The 18,203-nt window shown below is 72.4% G+C and carries 15 protein-coding genes and 1 tRNA gene; 11 read left to right on the top strand and 5 right to left on the bottom strand.

Features of this window, described 5'->3' with window-relative positions; genetic code table 11:
• Positions 1–55: 55 nt before the first annotated feature.
• Positions 56–292 carry a hypothetical protein gene (locus O7614_RS17810; protein ID WP_278139583.1) on the bottom strand — a complete coding sequence of 79 codons (237 nt, stop codon included), beginning with the start codon at positions 290–292 and terminating at the stop codon, positions 56–58.
• Between the two features lie 135 nt (positions 293–427).
• Here O7614_RS17810 and O7614_RS17805 point away from each other — a divergent pair, with 135 nt between their 5' ends.
• Complete coding sequence (locus O7614_RS17805) at positions 428–1,585, top strand: geranylgeranyl reductase family protein (protein WP_278139582.1); 1,158 nt, start codon at positions 428–430, stop codon at positions 1,583–1,585.
• Positions 1,586–1,729: 144 nt separating this feature from the next.
• Here O7614_RS17805 and O7614_RS17800 read toward each other — a convergent pair whose 3' ends face one another.
• The 3 genes from O7614_RS17800 to O7614_RS17790 all read right to left on the bottom strand — a co-directional run bounded on the left by O7614_RS17800 (position 1,730) and on the right by O7614_RS17790 (position 4,770).
• The gene (locus O7614_RS17800) at positions 1,730–3,520 is read right to left on the bottom strand and encodes a 5'-nucleotidase C-terminal domain-containing protein (protein WP_278139581.1); all 1,791 of its coding nucleotides are present in this window, start codon (positions 3,518–3,520) and stop codon (positions 1,730–1,732) included.
• A 252-nt stretch (positions 3,521–3,772) separates the two neighbouring features.
• The gene (locus O7614_RS17795; protein WP_278139580.1) at positions 3,773–4,465 is read right to left on the bottom strand and encodes a nucleotidyl transferase AbiEii/AbiGii toxin family protein; all 693 of its coding nucleotides are present in this window, start codon (positions 4,463–4,465) and stop codon (positions 3,773–3,775) included.
• A complete protein-coding gene (locus tag O7614_RS17790) occupies positions 4,429–4,770 on the bottom strand; it encodes a hypothetical protein (protein WP_269678939.1) in 342 nt (113 codons plus the stop codon). The genes O7614_RS17795 and O7614_RS17790 overlap by 37 nt, the downstream gene beginning before the upstream one ends.
• Before the next feature lie 645 nt (positions 4,771–5,415).
• Between O7614_RS17790 and O7614_RS17785 the strand changes: the two genes are divergently transcribed.
• The 10 genes from O7614_RS17785 (at position 5,416) to O7614_RS17740 (ending at position 17,548) form a co-directional block, all read left to right on the top strand.
• A complete protein-coding gene (locus O7614_RS17785) occupies positions 5,416–5,976 on the top strand; it encodes a hypothetical protein (RefSeq protein ID WP_278139579.1) in 561 nt (186 codons plus the stop codon).
• Between the two features lie 1,006 nt (positions 5,977–6,982).
• Entirely contained in the window at positions 6,983–10,255 is a 3,273-nt protein-coding gene (gene fdh, locus O7614_RS17780) for a formate dehydrogenase (protein WP_278139578.1), read from the top strand.
• A complete protein-coding gene (locus O7614_RS17775; RefSeq protein WP_278139577.1) occupies positions 10,245–11,219 on the top strand; it encodes a 4Fe-4S dicluster domain-containing protein in 975 nt (324 codons plus the stop codon). The genes fdh and O7614_RS17775 overlap by 11 nt, the downstream gene beginning before the upstream one ends.
• Complete coding sequence (nrfD, locus tag O7614_RS17770; RefSeq protein ID WP_278139576.1) at positions 11,216–12,442, top strand: NrfD/PsrC family molybdoenzyme membrane anchor subunit; 1,227 nt, start codon at positions 11,216–11,218, stop codon at positions 12,440–12,442. The genes O7614_RS17775 and nrfD overlap by 4 nt, the downstream gene beginning before the upstream one ends.
• Before the next feature lie 38 nt (positions 12,443–12,480).
• A tRNA-Sec gene (locus O7614_RS17765) sits at positions 12,481–12,576 on the top strand.
• A gap of 22 nt (positions 12,577–12,598) precedes the next feature.
• Complete coding sequence (gene selA / locus O7614_RS17760) at positions 12,599–13,903, top strand: L-seryl-tRNA(Sec) selenium transferase (protein ID WP_278139575.1); 1,305 nt, start codon at positions 12,599–12,601, stop codon at positions 13,901–13,903.
• A 2-nt stretch (positions 13,904–13,905) separates the two neighbouring features.
• Positions 13,906–15,690, top strand: a complete 1,785-nt coding sequence (gene selB / locus O7614_RS17755; RefSeq protein ID WP_278139574.1) for a selenocysteine-specific translation elongation factor — start codon at positions 13,906–13,908, stop codon at positions 15,688–15,690.
• Between the two features lie 43 nt (positions 15,691–15,733).
• Entirely contained in the window at positions 15,734–15,931 is a 198-nt protein-coding gene (locus tag O7614_RS17750) for a hypothetical protein (protein WP_088989536.1), read from the top strand.
• A gap of 81 nt (positions 15,932–16,012) precedes the next feature.
• A complete protein-coding gene (locus O7614_RS17745; protein ID WP_278139573.1) occupies positions 16,013–17,290 on the top strand; it encodes a hemolysin family protein in 1,278 nt (425 codons plus the stop codon).
• Positions 17,291–17,362: 72 nt separating this feature from the next.
• Positions 17,363–17,548 (top strand): hypothetical protein, encoded by a 186-nt coding sequence (locus O7614_RS17740; protein ID WP_036410487.1) that lies wholly within the window; start codon positions 17,363–17,365, stop codon positions 17,546–17,548.
• Positions 17,549–17,551: 3 nt separating this feature from the next.
• Here the strand turns inward: O7614_RS17740 and O7614_RS17735 are convergent, their stop codons facing one another.
• Positions 17,552–18,202 carry a hypothetical protein gene (locus O7614_RS17735; protein WP_278139572.1) on the bottom strand — a complete coding sequence of 217 codons (651 nt, stop codon included), beginning with the start codon at positions 18,200–18,202 and terminating at the stop codon, positions 17,552–17,554.
• Position 18,203: the final 1 nt, after the last annotated feature.

Here is an 18,203-nt window from a genome sequence, read left to right as displayed (position 1 = left end):
TCCTGACCGCTACCCGGGTCAGCGGGGGGCGAATCGTCTCGTCGGGTCCTGCGGGTCACGCCATCTGGCGGGCGCAGAACCGGGGGCCGAAGTCGAGGCCCGCCATCGGTGAGTCCTCGCGGTGCAGCAGGCCTTTCTCGGTGAGCAGGTGCAGGGGACTGCCGACCTGCTCCTCGGTCAACCCGGACTCCTCGGCGATCAGGTCCGAATACGGCACCTGCCCGCGTGCCTCCAGGGTGGTGACCGCCTGGTACACCCGTTGCTCGGCCTCCGACAGTTGCACCTGCTGCATGGTTCCTCCTCCGTTCGTCCGCCACCGCGGGGCGGCTGCCGCGCGCCGGTTACCCCCTCGGTGACCGAAGATGCACACCCGATCGGGCGGTCGGCGCGCGGGCGGTTCGGACGGTCGGTGCCCTAGGCTGCTTTCGTGATCGTCTGGGACCTCGTCGTCGTCGGCGCCGGCCCCGCCGGGCTCTCCGCGGCACACGCCGCTGCCCGCGCCGGTGTCTCCACGCTTGTTGTCGAGCGGGCCGCGCACCCGCGGTACAAGACCTGCGGCGGTGGCCTGATCGGCACCTCCCTCGCGGCCGTCGCGGATCGGATCGAGGTGCCCGCGCACGACCGGGTGGACCGTGTCACGTTCACCCGCGACGGCCGCCGGGAGTTCACCCGCCGCAACGACAGTCCGGTCGTGACGATGGTGCGCCGCGAGGAGTTCGACGACCGGCTGCGCGAGGCGGCCGTCGCCGCCGGCGCGCAGATGCGTGAGCGGGTCGCGGTCCGCGCGATCGACCAGGACCCCGAGGGGGTACGCCTGCGGCTCGCCGACGGTACGACGATCGCGGCCCGCACGGTGATCGGCGCCGATGGTTCGTCGGGGGTGACCGCACGACATGTCGGGGTTCGGTACCGGCAGGTGGACCTGGGTCTGGAGGTGGAGATTCCGGTGCCCCCGACCGAGCAGGAGCGGTGGCGGGGGCGGCTGCTGCTGGACTGGGGCGACATGCCGGGCTCGTACGCCTGGGTCTTCCCGAAGGGTGACCGGTTGACCGTCGGCGTGATCGCCGGTCGGGGAGCGGGGGAGGGGACCCGGGAGTACCTGCGGCGGTTCGTCGACCGGCTGGGGTTGACCGGGTTGCCGACGGAGCACGACTCCGGTCACCTGACCCGGTGCCGTGCCGAGGATTCACCGTTGCGCACCGGCCGGGTGCTCGTGGTGGGGGATGCGGCGGGTCTGTTGGAGCCGTGGAGCCGGGAGGGCATCAGCTTCGCGCTGCGTTCCGGTGAGCTGGCCGGCGCGGCAGTCGTCGACGGTGATCTGGCCGGGTACGAACGGGCGGTCGACGTGCGGCTGGTGCCGGAGATGCGGGCGGGGTTTCGCCTGCTGGACGTGTTCACCCGCCGCCCGGACGTCTTCCACGCCCTGTTGGCGACTCCGCCGGGCTGGCGGATGTTCGTGCAGTTCTGCCAGGGCCGGGCGAGCTTCGACGAGATGCTGCGGCGTCGGTCGATCCGGGCGGCCCTCGCGATGCTGGACCGACTACCCACGCCACGCCGGCCCACCGCTGTTCTCCCAGGATCCTAGGACGCCCTACAGGATGTGTGCGGTGCTGGTCCGCAACAGCCGGCCCGTTGGACAATGGAGGACCCGGTCCGCTGGAACGTGCAGGGCTGACAACGACAAACGGGCCGCAGGTGTCGCCACCCACGGCCCGTCTGTGCTGCGCGATCAGAAGACCGGCACGCCCTCGCGTACCAGCCGCCAGTTCGGCTGGAAGAAGTCGGCCGGGTCGATCGTCCCCCTGGCCTGCGCCCAGTCGATCAGCAGCTGACGGATCTCCTGCTGCGCGTTGTAGACCTGCGTCTTCACGATGCCGGGGAAGTTGCCGCCGCCGCTGCGCCGGTAGTTGTTCACCGCCACCACGAACTGCGCGCCGTCGGCCACCGGCGTGTCGGTGCCGGTCAGCACCAGCCGGGTGATGCGCTGCCCGACCGGCCGGGAGATGTCGATGTCGTAGTCGACGCCGGAGAAGACGTCGTAGTTGTAGTCCGGCACGGCCGGGTCGCTGAGCTGCTCCGGGTCGACCGGGACACCCGGCGCGACGGTCCGGAAGTACTTCGCCGAGTACTCCAGGTACGCACGCACCTCGGCGCCGCTGAGCACGACCGCCTCGAGGGTGTTGTCGTACACGTACAGGCCGGCCACGTCGCGGATCTTGACGTCGCCGGCGGGGAACACCGCGGTACGGCTGAACGGGGCCGCGATCGACAGCACCGGCAGGTCCGCGTACGTCGTGCCGGCCAGCGCCGTGCCGACCACCTCGGTCTGCACGTGGTTGATGAAGTCCAGGATCGGCGTGTCCCTGTACCGCGACTCGGCCGCCGACAACTCCACGGTGGAGCGGGCAACCACCTGGTTGACGTACGCCACGGTCTTCTGGTGCTGGGCCCGCACGGCCGCGAGCACCTTCGGGTCCTCGACCACCGTGTTGGTGTTCAACATGGTGGCGGCCTTCCTGGTGATCGCCCACCGGCCACGCTCGCGGGTCAGGGTGAAGTCCATCCGGGTGAGCCGCTGGCCCCACTTGGACGGCTCGGAGAGCAACACCTGCGCACCGGTCCGCTCGTTGGTGACGAACCGCTCGACCACCTCGTTGTGCGCGTGACCGAAGAGGATCGCGTCGATCCCTGGCACCTGCTGGGCGATCAACGCCACCGGGTTCTCGTTCGGCAGCTCCGGGCCGTAGCTGGAGGTGCCGCTGTCACCGCCGTGCGCGGAGATCAGCACGAGGTCCGCGCCACGGGCCCGCATGACTGGCACCCACTTCGCGGCGGTCGCGACCATGTCGTCGAAGCGCAGCCTTCCCTCGACGTTGCCCTTGTCCCAGATGGCCACGCCGGGGTTGGTCAGACCGAGGATGCCGACCCGCAGGGTGGGCGCGCCGAGACCGAGAGAGACCTTCTTGATGACGTACGGGAGGAAGGCAGGCTTGCCGGTCTTCGCGTTGACAGCGTTGGCGGCGAGCGCCGGGAAACCGAGTTGGCGGATCCACAGGTCCAGCAGCGGCAGTCCGTAGTTGAACTCGTGGTTGCCCAGCGTCACCGCGTCGTAGTCGATGACGTTCATCGCCCGGGCCATCGGGTGCTTCTCCCCGGTGGCGGTGATCGGCTCCTGCTTGGCGTAGTACGTGGCCAGGGGGGTGCCCTGGATGGTGTCGCCGGCGTCGAGCACCAGCGTCGCCTTGCCGCGCCGCTCCCGACGGATCTGGTTGATCAGGGTCGCCAGCTTCGCGACGCCGATGTCGTTCTGCTTGCTGTCGTCGTACTCGGCGTCGCGGTAGTAGTCCCAGTTGTAGACGTTGCCGTGCGTGTCCGACGTGCCCAGGAGGGTGAGGTCCCAGGTGCGTGACCGGGCCGGGCCGGCCGCCTGCGCGGGCGCGGCGGCGATCAGCGGGGCGGTCGCCGCCGCTGCGGCGGCGACGAGCACCTGACGACGCGACGGGCCGGAGGGAGAGGTCATGACGTGCCTTTCATGGGGGTGGACGCGCTTCGTGGGCGCCTCGCGCACCATAACCACCAAATGTCACTCCCGCCACGTCAGCCCCGACGGTCGCTCCTCGCGGCCGACCCGGCCGACCAGGTAATCCGGGTCGCGGGCACTGCTCGGGTGCCCGCGACCCGCGCGACCCGTTGCGGGCGTCGGAATCCAGCGTCGCAGGGGTCGGGTTCGCGCTGCCGGGCGTCGGGTTTCGCTTATGGGGAGCGTCGGCGTTCAGCGCGGCCAGGCGGCGAAGCGCCGCCGTACCTGGGCGACGTCGGTGGCGCTCAGGCCGTAACGTCCGAAGCGCTGCTCGGACAGCCGATCCAGGTAACGCCCGGCGGCGCGCACGTCCGCTGGATCCAGCGCGGGGTCGACCTGCCGGGCCAGCGTCAACAGCTCGGCCACGTCGTAGTGCTCCAGCGCCGCCGCCACGTCGACGAAGTCGCGGACCTCCCGCCGGTTGACCAATGCCGCGATCTTGTTGGCCACCAGGTCCCGGACGTCCATCACCGGGCCGAGGTCCATCACCACCGGGCTCTGCCGGCGGTCCAACCGGGCGAGGCTGAGCCGGATATGCCGGCCGTCGCGGCTCACCACGAAGTCCTTCATGTCCTGGTCGTACCCGTCGAACAGCTCAGCGAGATCACCGTCGGGGTCGGCGTCGCTGACGAGGAACCCGGCCCGCTCCAGCGCCACCCGTACACCGGTGGACGCCGCCGCGGCGGCACCCTCGACGTCCGCGAAGAGGTCGACATCCTCCGTCGGACGGGCGACCAACCCGTGCGCCGCCCAGGCCACCCCGCCGCCCAACACGAACCGGTACGGCCCGGCGGCGGTGAGCGCCACCCGGGCGACTTCCCGGTAGAACTCGTGCAGATGAGGCTCGGTCACGCGGCGCGCAGGCCGCGGTGCCGGCTCTCCCATGCCTGGCGTACGCCCCGAGGCAGGTTGAGCAGTCGCCACACCCGGCGGAGGGTGCGCCCGTTGATGAGGACACGCAGGTCCTCGGCGCGGGTGGTCTCACGGAGCACGTTCTCGTACATCCAGAGCAGCTGGTCGGGGTCTGCGAGGTCGAAGGTGCGCTCGGCGTTCCACATCAACCGCACCGGCAACTCGACCACCCCGCGTGTGGGGCCGGCCAGCTCGGCGAGCGTTCTCGCCACCACGGCAGGGCGGCCCGGCCGGGCCAGGAAGGCCACGCCGGTCGCGGTGGGGGAGACGGCCTGCATGGTGTCAGGGTAACGCCCACCAGAGCCGGTGTCGCTCAGGTCGATTCCAGAGCGCTGCTCCAGGCGCGTCGGCACGACCACACCCGCCGCAGTTTTGGTCCGGTTTGCGCAGTTCAGTGCGGTCGGCTCATTCGTGATCGACTCGGGTTCCCTGAAGCCGGGGTGTCCCGCCGTCCCGGATGCCCCGACTTTCGTGAGGGCGAGTGGATCAACCCTGGCCGCGGTGGTGTGAGGGTGCACGAGCCGGGCCGTGTGGGTGGTTCGTCACTTGGTGGGGGTTTGTGGGCGGTGACGGGGCGCACCCGTGGGCCGGAATCATGGCCGGGCCGGGGTCGTTACACATCCTGACGATCGCAGCACCACCGACTCGCGCCCCCGGCCCGTGAGGGCTGGTCGCACAGGTTGGAATGCCAGCGTGCACCCGGTCGTTACATCCCCACGAACGACCCGCAGGCACCGCCTCGATGGGGGTGCCGATGGATGGGCCGCCCCCGGAATGACCCCGGCCCCCCGGTCGTTACACATGGACCCGGCGCCGCGAGTCCCCGCTCGCTGGCCGCCGACCCCAAGACTTTCCCCTCTTATAGCGCCCGACGAGGTGCTCACCCGTGCGCGGGTGTCCTTACCCCCGAAGGAGCTTCCCCCATGAACACGATCATGCGTAAGAGTGTGTTGTCTGTTGCTGGTCTGGCGTTTGCCGGTGGTGTGTTCGCCGGTCCGGTCGCCGCCCATGCCAACCCTGTTGATGCCAAGCCCGTCGCGGTTGCCGTGCAGTCGATGGCGCCGAAGCCGCAGGGCGAGCAGTCGCACATCGACCTGAACGGTGAGCAGACCGCGAACGTGAAGGCGATCATCGCTGCGACGAAGAAGGCCGGCCTGCCGGAGCGGGCCGCGGTCATCTCGATCGCGACGAGTCTGCAGGAGTCGAAGTTGGAGAACCTGGGCCACCTGGGCGATATGAACGACCATGACTCGCTGGGTTTGTTCCAGCAGCGCCCGTCCAGTGGTTGGGGTACCCCGGAGCAGATCACCGACCCCGAGTACTCGACCACGGCGTTCCTGAAGGGCCTGAAGCAGGTTGACGGGTGGCAGGACATGCCGCTGACCGAGGCCGCGCAGACCGTGCAGGTGTCGGCTTACCCGGACGCGTACGCCCAGTGGGAGCAGCAGGCCACCGACCTGGTCGGCCAGCACTGGAACAGCTGACCCACCGCACCGCAGCACCGACCCGCACGACCGCTGGCCGGCACCCCACCACGGGGTGCCGGCCAGCGGCATATCCACCTCGGGCGCCCGCGTCTGCTGCCGAAGCGCCGCGCGACGTGGGCTCGACGTCGGCTCCCGGCGCTTCCGCCGTCGTTCGTCCGGGAGATCTTGGACAGTTTCCGTTCTCGCGTAACGGAAACTTTCCAAGATCTCGCGATTCTGGGTCCTGCCGCCGCCGGGTAGTGCGTGTCGAGAAAGGCTTGGCCTGTGTCGGGTGTGAGGGTCGTACGCCGGCGGTCAGACGGTTCGGGGAACCGGTCGCCTGGGTGAGGTGGTCAGACAACGACAGGCAGGCGGCCGAACTGTGATGCCTGCGCGGGGCGTGGGCCGCGCCTGCGCGATGCCGCGGTGCGTTGGCCCGCCGCACGGCGGGGCAACGCACCCCGGGGGCCAGCCCCCCGCCGTGCGGCGGGGCCGGGCATCGCGGTGGCCAGCCCCCCGCCGTGCGGCGGGGCTGGGCATCGCGGTGGCCCGTGCCGTGCCGGTGGCCCGGGCCGTGCCGTGCCGGTGGCCCGGGCCGTGCCGTGCCGGTGGCCCGTGCCGTGCCGGTGGCCCGGGCCGTGCCGTGCCGGTGGCCGGCCGTGCCGGTGGGCGGGGGCCGTGCGGTGGCGTCGCGCGGCAGTGCCACGACCGCCGCCCGGGAACACGCGGCGACCGCGCGGCAATCCACGCCACCCCTGGGCGGGGAACAAGGTGGGGGTCCGGCTGGTTGTGGAGGGTGTCGGTGTGACCCAGTGTCCCCGGGCCTCACCTAAATCGCCCTCGCGGAATACCGTTCGGCTGGAGCCGCGTCGTGCCACTCGCCGAGAGGCGACCTGCACACCGACACCAGCGCCGCCCCCGGCCACGAGGCCGGGGGCGGCGCTGTCTGACCGCCCCCACTCGCGAACCTCTCTCAGTTGACCTATGTTCATGTGGTCGCTCGCGTGGGAGGGGGTGTCGGGGGATGGGGCTGCGGACCTTCATCGAGGGGTGGCCGGTCTACCGGCAGCTCACCGGCACTGATCCGCTGGGTCGGGGCGCGGCGGCGCAGTCGGCCCGTTCGGCCGGGCTGACCGCCCGCACCGAGACCGCCGACAGTGTGGCCCGTTCGGTGTGCCCGTACTGCGCGGTGGGTTGCGGGCAGCGGGTGTTCGTCAAGGACGGGCAGGTCAGTCAGATCGAGGGCGACCCGGACAGTCCGATCTCGCGGGGTCGGCTCTGCCCGAAGGGTTCGGCCAGCAAGAGTCTGGTGACGAGTCCGCTGCGGCAGACGACGGTCCGCTACCGGCGTCCGTACTCGACGCAGTGGGAGGACCTGGACCTCGACACCGCGCTCGACATGATCGCCGACCGGATGCTCGCGGCGCGTGAGCAGACCTGGGAGGACGTCGACACGCAGGGCCGGCCGCTCAACCGGACGCTGGGCATCTCCAGCCTGGGTGGGGCGACGCTGGACAACGAGGAGAACTACCTCATCAAGAAGTTGTTCACCGCGATGGGGGCGCTGCAGATCGAGAACCAGGCCCGTATTTGACACTCCGCCACCGTCCCCGGTCTGGGGGCCAGCTTCGGTCGTGGCGGTGCGACGGATTTCCAGCAGGACATCGCCAACGCTGACGTCGTCGTCATCCAGGGTTCGAACATGGCCGAGGCGCACCCGGTGGGTTTCCAGTGGGTGATGGAGGCCAAGCGCCGTGGGGCGAAGGTCTTCCACGTCGACCCGCGCTTCACCCGCACCAGCGCGGTCGCGGACTCGTACCTGCCGATCCGGGCGGGCACCGACATCGCGCTGCTCGGTGGGGTGGTGCGGTACATCCTGGAGAACGAGTTGGACTTCCGGGAGTACGTGCTCTCCTACACCAACGCCGCCACGATCGTCAGTGAGCAGTTCAGCGACACCGAGGACGGCGACGGCTTCTTCTCCGGCTTCGACCCGGCGACCGGGACGTACGTTCAGGACAGCTGGCAGTACGAGGGGCACGAGGATTCGTCCGGCAGCGGGCACACCGCCCAGGAGCGGGACAGCGCCTCCGGCCTGACGCACGAGTCGCACGGGGCGCAGGTGGGCGGGCAGACCCGGCGGGACGAGACGTTGCAGCACCCGCGGTGCGTCTACCAGATCCTCAAGCGGCACTTCGCCCGCTACACCCCGGAGATGGTGGAGCGGGTCTGCGGCATCCCGCAGGAACAGTTCCTGGAGTTGGCGCGGGCGTGGACGGAGAACTCCGGCCGCGAGCGCACCGGCATGCTGATCTACTCGGTGGGTTGGACCCAGCACAGCGTCGGCGTGCAGTACATCCGCACGGGCGCGATCATCCAGCTGCTGCTGGGCAACATGGGCCGCCCGGGTGGTGGGGTGATGGCGTTGCGGGGGCACGCGAGCATCCAGGGGTCGACCGACATCCCGACGTTGTTCAACCTGCTGCCCGGTTATCTGCCGATGCCGCACCACGCCGACCACCCGACCTTCGACGAGTGGGTGGACAGCATCCGGCACCCCGGGCAGAAGGGGTTCTGGGGCAACGCGCGGTCGTTCGCCGCCAGCCTGCTGAAGGCGTACTGGGGTGACGCGGCGACGCCGGAGAACGACTTCTGCTACGGGTACCTACCCCGGTTGACCGGGGACCACGGCACCTACCAACAGGTGCTCAACATGATCGACGGGCAGGTCAAGGGGTACTTCCTGCTCGGTCAGAACCCGGCGGTCGGCTCAGCCCACGGCCGCGCCCAGCGGCTCGGGATGGCCAACCTCGACTGGTTGGTCGTCCGCGACCTGTTCATGATCGAAAGTGCCACGTTCTGGCAGAACGGTCCCGAGGTCGCCACCGGGGAGATCGTGCCGCAGGAGTGCCGCACTGAGGTGTTCTTCCTGCCGGCGGCGTCGCACGTGGAGAAGGAGGGCACGTTCACCCAGACGCAGCGGTTGTTGCAGTGGCGGGAGAAGGCCGTCGAGCCGCCGGGCGACGCGCGCTCCGAGCTGTGGTTCTTCTACCACCTCGGCCGCAGGCTGCGGGAGAAGCTGGCCGACTCACCGCTGCCGCGTGACCGGGCGCTGCTCGACCTCACCTGGGACTACCCCACGCACGGTCCGCACGCGGAGCCGAGCGCCGAGGCGGTGCTGCGCGAGATCAACGGGTACGACGTGGCGACCGGCCGTCCACTGTCCAGCTTCGCGGAGGCCCGCGCCGACGGTTCCACCGCCGTCGGCTGCTGGATCTACACCGGGGTGTACGCGGACGGCGTCAACCAGGCGGCCCGGCGCAAGTCCCGACACGAGCAGGACTGGGTGGCCGCCGAGTGGGGTTGGGCGTGGCCGGCGAACCGGCGCATCCTCTACAACCGTGCCTCGGCCGACCCGGACGGCAACCCGTGGAGTGAACGCAAACGCTACGTGTGGTGGGACGCGGAGAAGGGCGAGTGGACCGGTCACGACGTGCCGGACTTCGAGAAGACCAAACCGCCGTCGTACCGGCCCCCGCCGGGCGCGTCCGGGCCGGAGGGCATCGCCGGTGACGACCCGTTCGTCATGCAGGGCGACGGCAAGGGCTGGCTGTACGCGCCCAGCGGTGTCCTGGACGGGCCGCTGCCCACCCACTACGAGCCGGTGGAGTCGCCGGTTCGTAACCCGCTCTACCGGCAGCAGGCCAACCCGACCCGCAAGATGTACGCGCATCCGGTGAACTCGGTGAACCCGAGCCCGCCGCAGGAACACAGTCAGGTGTTCCCGTACGTGTTCACGGTCAGCCGGCTCACCGAGCACCACACCGCCGGTGGGATGAGTCGGACGGTGTCGCCGCTGGCGGAGTTGCAGCCGGAGATGTTCGTCGAGGTGTCCCCGGCCCTGGCCGCCGAGGCGGGCCTGACGCATCTGGGCTGGGCGCACCTGGTCAGTGGTCGGGCGGTGATCGAGGCGAAGGTGCTGGTGACCGATCGGCTCAGGCCGTTGCGGGTGGACGACCGGATCATCCACCAGGTGTGGTTGCCGTACCACTTCGGTTTCGAGGGTCTGGTGACCGGTGACTCGGCCAACGACCTGTTCGGCATCAGCCTGGACCCGAACGTCCTGATCCAGGAGAGCAAGGTCGGCACCTGCGACGTGCGGCCCGGCCGTCGGCCGACCGGCCCGGCGTTGCGGGACCTGGTCGCCGACTACCAGCGGCGGGCCGGGATCACCCCGGGCCATAATGCTCCGGCGGTCACCACCGACAGCGAGGGGGAGCAGCGCGGTGCTTCCTGACCCGAACAGCCTGTACGGCCCGCTGGACCCGGCGCCCGACGCGGGTTATCAGAACGCGCCGCCGCGGATGGGGTTCTTCACCGACACCAGCGTCTGCATCGGGTGCAAGGCGTGTGAGGTGGCGTGCAAGGAGTGGAACGGCGTCCCGGAGAGCGGTCTGGACCTGCTCGGCATGTCCTACGACAACACCGGCGCCTTGACCGCGAACTCGTGGCGGCACGTGGCGTTCATCGAGCAGCCCCGCCCGGCCGGGCCGCACCCGCCGTCGGCGGACGTGCTCGGCGAACCGGTCAACGGTGGCCCGCAGCGGTCGGTCGACGCGGGCGCGGGTCCACAGTTCCTGGGGATGCCGGGGGCGCAGCCGCCGGGTCGGGGTTCCGGTGTGGAGGGTCGGACGGATTTCCGGTGGTTGATGATGTCGGACGTGTGTAAGCACTGCACGCATGCGGCGTGTCTGGACGTGTGTCCGACGGGGTCGTTGTTCCGGACGGAGTTCGGGACGGTGGTGGTGCAGGAGGACATCTGTAACGGGTGTGGGTACTGCATCTCGGCGTGCCCGTACGGCGTCATCGATCAGCGTAAGGACGATGGTCGGGCGTGGAAGTGCACGTTGTGCTACGACCGGTTGGGTGCCGGCATGACGCCGGCGTGTGCGCAGGCGTGTCCGACCGAGTCGATCCAGTACGGGCCCCTGGAGGAGTTGCGGGAGCGGGCCGCCGCGCGGGTGGCGACGTTGCGGGGGCGGGGGGTTTCCGAGGCGCGGTTGTACGGGCACGACCCGGACGACGGCGTCGGTGGTGACGGGGCGTTCTTCCTGCTGTTGGACGAGCCCGAGGTGTACGGGTTGCCACCGGACCCGATCGTGACCACCCGCGACCTGCCGAAGATGTGGAAACGCGCCGGCCTCGCCGCACTCGCCATGGCGGCGGCCACCGTCGCCGCGTTCGTCGGAGGTTCCTCGTGAGTCCGCAGCGCCCCGAGGTGGGCGACCTGTTCCGCCGCTTCCGTGCCCGGCTGGCCGCCGAGGGTGCCGACCGACCGGGCGTCTCGGCACGCCCGGAGACCGACGGCGCAGCGGTGGTCGCCGACGACCAGCACGCGACCGCCCCGCCGCAGGAGATCGCCACGCGGCACCAGACGGCCCGGCCACAGGGGCCCTCGGTGCCGGGAGACACAGCCGACCAGCCCGCTCGACGCAGGGGCCGCCGACGCGGCGGTCGCGGCGGCGAGGAGGTGCGGGTACCGGAGGCCGAGTTCACGTCGTACTACGGTCGGCCGATCCTCAAGGGGCCGGTCTGGAAGTGGGACATCGCCGCGTACCTGTTCACCGGCGGGCTGGCGGCCGGCTCGTCGCTGCTCGCGGCCGGTGGGCAGCTCACCGGGCGGCCGGCGCTGCGGCGCGCCGGTCGGCTCACCGCGCTGGCCGCCGTCAGCGCCAGCGCCGTCTTCCTGGTCAAGGACCTCGGGCGGCCGGCCCGCTTCCACCACATGCTGCGCGTGGCCAAGCCGACCTCGCCGATGTCGATGGGCACCTGGATCCTCACCGCGTACGGGCCGGCCGCCGGTGTCGCCGCGATCGCCGAGGCCGCCGGTGTGTTGCCGCGCCACGGTCTGCTCGGGCGGGCAAGTCGGGCGTTGCCGTCGGTCGGGCACACCGCCGGGCTGCTCGCCGCCGGCACCGCGCCCGCGCTGGCCACGTACACCGGGGTCCTGCTGGCCGACACGGCGGTGCCGTCGTGGCATGAGGCGTACCCCGAGTTGCCGGTCATCTTCGCCGGCAGTGCGCTGGCCAGCGGCGCGGGCGTGGGTCTGCTCGCCGCGCCGCCGGCCCAGACCGGGCCGGCCCGGCGGATGGCGGTGGCCGGCGCGGCGCTGGAGCTGTACGGCGCGCACCGGGTGGAGACCCGTCTCGGTCTGCTCAGCGAGCCCTACCGGCTGGGCCGTCCCGGTCGGCTGTTGCGCGCCGGCCGGCTGCTGACCGCCGTAGGGGTTGCCGGGGCGCTGCTGGGCCGCCGTAGCCGGACGGTCGGCGCGTTCTCCGGTGCCGCGTTGCTGGCCGCTTCGGTGGTGACCCGGTTCGGCATCTTCTACGGCGGTGTCGCCTCGGCCCGTGACCCCCGGTACACGGTGGTGCCGCAGCGCGAGCGGGTGGAAGCCCGGCGGGGTGCCGGCGGAACTTCCACCTGACCGGGCGGTCCTGCCCGTGCTGTGATCGAATGTCCGGTGGAGGCGTTCAGGCGGCTGGTGCCCCTCCCGGTCTTCAAAACCGGTGTGGTCCGGGACCCGGGCCAGGCGGGTTCGATTCCCGTCCGTCTCCGCCAAACCACTGCAGGAGATGACGCGATGGGCGACGGGCCGACGGACCCGCGACGGCGGGTGCCGCGCACCGACACGCTGCTCGCCGACCCTCGGCTCGCCGCCGCCAGCGCGACGCTCGGTCGGGACCGGGTCAAGGCGGTCATCGCCCGCGCCCAGGACCGGGCCCGCCGGGGCGAACTGCACCCGGACGAGGTACGCGACGCCGCGGTCGCCGCGCTGCCCACGGCCGGCCCCCGCGTGGTGCTCAACGCGACCGGCGTCGTGTTGCACACCAACCTGGGCCGGGCGCCGTTGTCGTCCGCCGCCGTCGCCGCGGTGGTCGCCGCCGCCGGGCACACCGACGTGGAACTGGACCTGGGCACCGGCCGACGGGCCCGTCGCGGCCGGGACGCCCTCGACGCGCTGGCCGCCGCCGTGCCCGACGCGGGCGCCGTACACGTGGTCAACAACGGCGCCGCCGCGCTGGTGCTGGCCGCCACCGCGCTGGCCGCCGGCCGGGAGATCGTGGTCAGCCGGGGTGAGCTGGTCGAGATCGGCGACGGTTTCCGCCTGCCCGACCTGCTGGAGAGCACCGGCGCGCGGCTGCGGGAGGTGGGCACCACCAACCGCACCACCCTCGCCGACTACGCCGCCGCCCTCGGCCCGCAGACCGGCTTCGTGCTGAAGGTGCACCCGTCGAACTTCCAGGTCACCGGCTTCACCTCGGCGACCCCGGTGCGACAACTGGCCACCCTCGGCGTGCCGGTGGTCGCGGACATCGGCTCCGGGCTGCTCGCTCCGGATCCGCTGCTGCCCGACGAACCGGACGCGGCCAGCACCCTTCGCGCCGGCGCGGCGCTGGTCACGGCCAGCGGCGACAAGCTGCTCGGCGGCCCGCAGGCGGGGCTGCTGCTCGGTGACGTCGAGGTGATCGACCGGTTGCGTCGTCACCCACTTGCCCGGGCGCTGCGGGTGGACAAGCTCACCCTGGCCGCGCTGGCCGCGACAGTGCACCAGCCGGACACACCGACCCGGTCAGCCCTGCACGCCGACCCCGGTGCCCTGCGCGAACGGGTGGAGCGACTGCGCGACCGGCTCGGCGCGGACGGCCGCAAGGCGGAGGTGGTGCCGGCCGTCGCGGTGGTCGGCGGCGGCGGAGCACCCGGCGTGGAGCTGGACTCGTGGGCGCTGAGCCTGCCCGAACGGTACGCGGGGCCGCTGCGTACCGGTGAGCAGCCGGTGCTCGGTCGGGTGGTCCGGGGTCGGCTCCTGCTCGACCTGCGGTGCGTGCCGGCCGAGGCCGACGAGGCGGTCCGGACGGCCGTGCTGCGCGTCCCCGGGGACGACTGACCGTGTTCGTCGTCGCCACCGCCGGACACGTCGACCACGGCAAGTCGACACTGGTCCGGGCGTTGACCGGGATGGAACCCGACCGGTGGGCCGAGGAACGCCGCCGGGGGATGACCATCGACCTGGGCTTCGCCTGGACGACGCTGCCGTCCGGCGGCACGGTGGCCTTCGTCGACGTACCCGGGCACGAGCGGTTCGTGCCGAACATGCTCGCGGGTGTCGGCCCGGTGCCGGCGGCGCTGATCGTGGTGTCCGCCGACGAGGGGTGGATGCCGCAGTCCGCCGAGCACCTGGCCGCGCTCGACGCGCTCGGTGTCGCGTACGGCCTGCTGGCGGTGACCCGCGCGGACCTGGCCGACCCGGGGCCGGCCACTGCGCATGCCCGCGCCGAGATCGCGGCGACCAGCCTCGGCGCGGTGCCGGCGGTCGCGGTCAGCGGTCTCACCGGCGCGGGCCTGCCGGAGCTGCGGTCCGCCCTGGACCGGCTCGCCGCCCGGGTGCCCGCGCCGCTGGTGGACGACCCGGTGCGCCTCTGGGTCGACCGCAGCTTCACGGTGCGGGGCAGCGGCACCGTGGTCACCGGCACCCTCGGCGGCGGACGGTTGCGGGTGGGCGACGAGTTGGAGCTGGCCGGGGCCGACGAAGCGGTCCGGGTACGTGGTCTGCACACCCTGCGGGAGGCCCGACCGGAGGTGACGGCGGTGGCCCGGGTGGCGGTCAACCTGCGCGGTACGCCCCGCGACCGGATCGGCCGTGGCGACGCGCTGCTCAGCCCGGGCCGGTTCCACCGCACCGACCTCGTCGACGTGCGGCTGACCGGCGATCCCGCGGCCGACCTGCCGGCCGCCCTCACCCTGCACGTCGGGTCGGCGGCGGTGCCGGCCCGGGTCCGCCCGCTCGGCCCGGACACCGTACGCCTGCGGTTGGCCCGTCCGTTGCCGTTGCGGGTCGGCGACCGGGCGCTGCTGCGCGACCCGGGTCGGCACCACGTCAGCGGCGGGGTGCGGGTGCTGGACGTCGCGCCGCCGCCGCTGGCCCGCCGGGGTGCCGCCGCCGCCCGCGCGCAGGTCCTCGCCGAGCTGGACGGTCGTCCCGACCTGGCCGGGGAGCTGCGCCGCCGCCGGCTGATCCGGGCCGGCGCGTTGCTCCGGATGGGTGTGCCGGTGCACGCCGAGCGGGGGCGTGACCGGCCGGCGTGCGCGGAGCCGGTGGCCGGTGACTGGTTGGCCGACCCGCCGCACTGGCGGTGGCTCGGCGAGCAGGTGACCGAGGAGGTCTCCCGCTACGCCCGGGAACACCCGTTGGAGCCCGGGATGCCGGTGGACGCGCTGCGTCAGCGTCTCGCCCTGCCCGACCGGGTGCTGGTCGAGGCGCTGGTCCGGCCGCCGCTGCGGATCCACGCCGGGCGGGTCGGGGCGGCGGGCGCCGACGCGCTGCCGGAGCCGGTGGCCCGGGCCGTGCAGCGGGTTCGCGCCGAGTACGGCGACCGTCCGTTCCGGGCGCCCGAGGCGGACCACCTCGTCGACCTGGGTCTGGGCCCACGCGAGATCGGCGCGGCGGTGCGGGCCGGTGCCCTGCTGCGGCTGGCCGACAACGTGGTGCTGCTGCCCAGTGCGCTCGACGATGCGGTCCGGGTCCTGGCGGGGCTGCCGCAGCCGTTCACGCTCTCCGCGGCCCGGCAGGCGTTGGACACCACCCGCCGGGTGGCGGTGCCGCTGCTGGAGCTGCTGGACCGCCGAGGCGTGACCCGGCGACTGCCCGACGACGCCCGGATCGTCGTCACCTGAGCAACCGGCCCCGGGGTCGGCGGTGGTCGCCTACGGTGACGCCATGGACCCTTCGGCGGTCTGGCGGGACCGCCAGCACCAGTGGCGGATCGAGGCGTACCGCGCGCCGGACCTGCGCTTCGCCATCTACGCCACGAACGGGCCCACCGAGTCGGTGCCGCTGTGGTTGTTCGGGATGTCGGCGTTGGCCCGGTGGCTGATGACGCACTCCATCTCGCTGGACGACCTGGAGGTCGACTGAGCGGGGGCGCGGTCGTAAACGGGTCCGGAGCTGGCCGCGCTGCGGTTGAGTGAGCTTCAGGCGGCGGACGGGGGGTGCGCGATGGGCGGTCAGCTCGGGCAGTTGGCGCTGGTGGCCGTCCTGGTGCTGGTCAACGCCGCGCTCTCGGGCAGTGAGATGGCGTTGGTGACGCTGCGCGAGGGGCAGTTGCGGCGGTTGGGTCGGCGCAGCCGCGCGGGCGACCGGTTGGTGCGGTTGTCCCGTGACCCGAACCGCTACCTGGCCACCATCCAACTCGGCATCACCCTGGCGGGATTCCTCGCGTCGGCGGCGGCTGCGGTGTCGCTGTCCGAGCCGCTGGTCGGCCCGTTGGGTTTCCTCGGCGGTGCGGCCCGCCCCGCCGCGGTGCTGCTGGTGACGGTGCTGTTGACGTTCGTCACGCTGGTGCTGGGCGAGTTGGCCCCGAAGCGGCTGGCCATGCAGCGGGCAGAGCGGTGGGCGCTGCTGAGCGCCGGTCCACTGGACCTGCTCGCCCGGGTGTCCCGGCCGGCGGTGTGGCTGCTCAGTCGGGCCACCGACGCGGTCGTGCGGCTCGCCGGGGGTGACCCGCGGGCCAACCGGGAGGAGATGACCGAGGAGGAGTTGCGGGAGATGCTGGCCAGCCAGCGCGGGCTCTCCGCCCAGCAGCGGGAGATCCTGACCGGCGCGTTCGACATCGCCGGTCGCACCCTGCGCGAGATCCTGGTGGCCCGCCGGGAGGTGACGACGCTGCCGGCCAGCCTCGGCGCCGACGAGGGGGTGCGCCGGCTCGCCGCCGCCGGGCGGTCCCGCGCCCCGGTGACCGGTCCCGGGGGCCTGGACGAGGTGCTCGGTGTGGTGCACATCCGTGACCTGGTGCGGGCCGGTGCCGCAGCGGTGGGCGAGCGGGTCCGGTCGCCGCTGCTGCTGCCGGTGACCCTGCCGGTCGCCGACGCGCTGCGTCAGCTTCGCCAGCAGCATCAGCAACTGGCGCTGGTGGTCGACGAGCACGGCGGCATCGACGGCATGGTCACCATGGAGGACCTGCTGGCCGAGGTGGTCGGCGAGTTGTACGACGAGACCGACCGGGACGTGCACGGTGTGGTCCGGGAGCCGGACGGGTCCCTGCTGGTGCCCGGTGACTTCCCGCTGCACGACCTGCCCGATCTGGGGGTGCGGCTGAGTTTCCCGTTGTCCCGCGACTACACGACGGTGGCGGGGTTGGTGCTGGCCCGGCTGCGGCACCTGCCCGGCGAGGCGGGGGAGACGGTGCGCCTGCCCGGGTTGACCCTGGAGGTCGTGGAGGTCGCCGACCGGGCCGTCCGTCGGGTGCGGCTGCGCGGGTTCGTCAGCGACAGGTGACGGTCACCCGATCAGGGGATAAAAGCTGCAAATCGGGCGCAACGCCGATCGAGCCCGGTTAGCGTGCGACACGTGAAGGACCGAGGTTTGCGTACGTTCGTCACGGTGCTGGCCGGCCTCGCGGTGATCTACTTCGGTAGCGCCGGCCGCAGCCCCGAGGAGGGCCGTGGCATCTCCGGCGGGGTGGTGGTCCTCGCACTGCTCGCCGCCCTGCTGGTGTGGCACCTGACCCGGCCGGGAGACAAGACGGTGAAGTGAGCCTCAGCGGGCGGCGACGCGGGTGACCTCGCCCGCCGACTCCTCGCCGAGCGCCACCCGTACCAGTGCCGAGGCGAGACGCCCGAAGTCCGGTTCGTCGACGAGTCCGGCCAGCCGGTCCGGGGAACCCGGCAGGCCCAGCCGCTTCGCTCCGGCCAGGGCGCGACGGTCGGCGTACGGGCGCACGTCCGACCAGACCGCCTGGGCCTCACGCAGGAAGATGTCCGCGCCGGTGGGGCCGATGCCGGGGAACTCGGTGAGCCGCCGCCGCAGCCCGACCCGGTCACCCTCGCCCTCGCGGTGCAGCCGTCGCAGGTCACCGTGCCAGCGGTCCAGGCACAGCCGGGCACCGGTGCCGAGCATGGTGGCCGTCCGCTCGTCGTAGCGGCGGTAGTGGCCCCGGCCCAGCGCGTCGACGCGCTCCTGCCAACTGGCCGCCTCCATCGCCTGGGGGGTGCGATAGCCGGCTGCGAACAGCTCCCGCGCGGCGTCCACCGCCACGCACGCCCGGATCCGGGTGCTCAGCAGGGTCGTCAGCACCAGCAGCTGGTACAGCGGCCCGGGTCGGTCGGAGAGCCGGATTCCGGCCTCCTCCGCGTACGTGCGGCCGCGCCGGTCCAGCAGGACCCGCACCACCGATCGGTCGTTGCCCACA

The sequence above is a fragment of the Micromonospora sp. WMMD961 genome, assembly GCF_029626145.1.
Lineage (GTDB): Bacteria > Actinomycetota > Actinomycetes > Mycobacteriales > Micromonosporaceae > Micromonospora.
The sequence above is the reverse complement of the archived record's forward strand: the minus strand, read 5'-3'. Positions and strand labels throughout refer to the sequence as shown.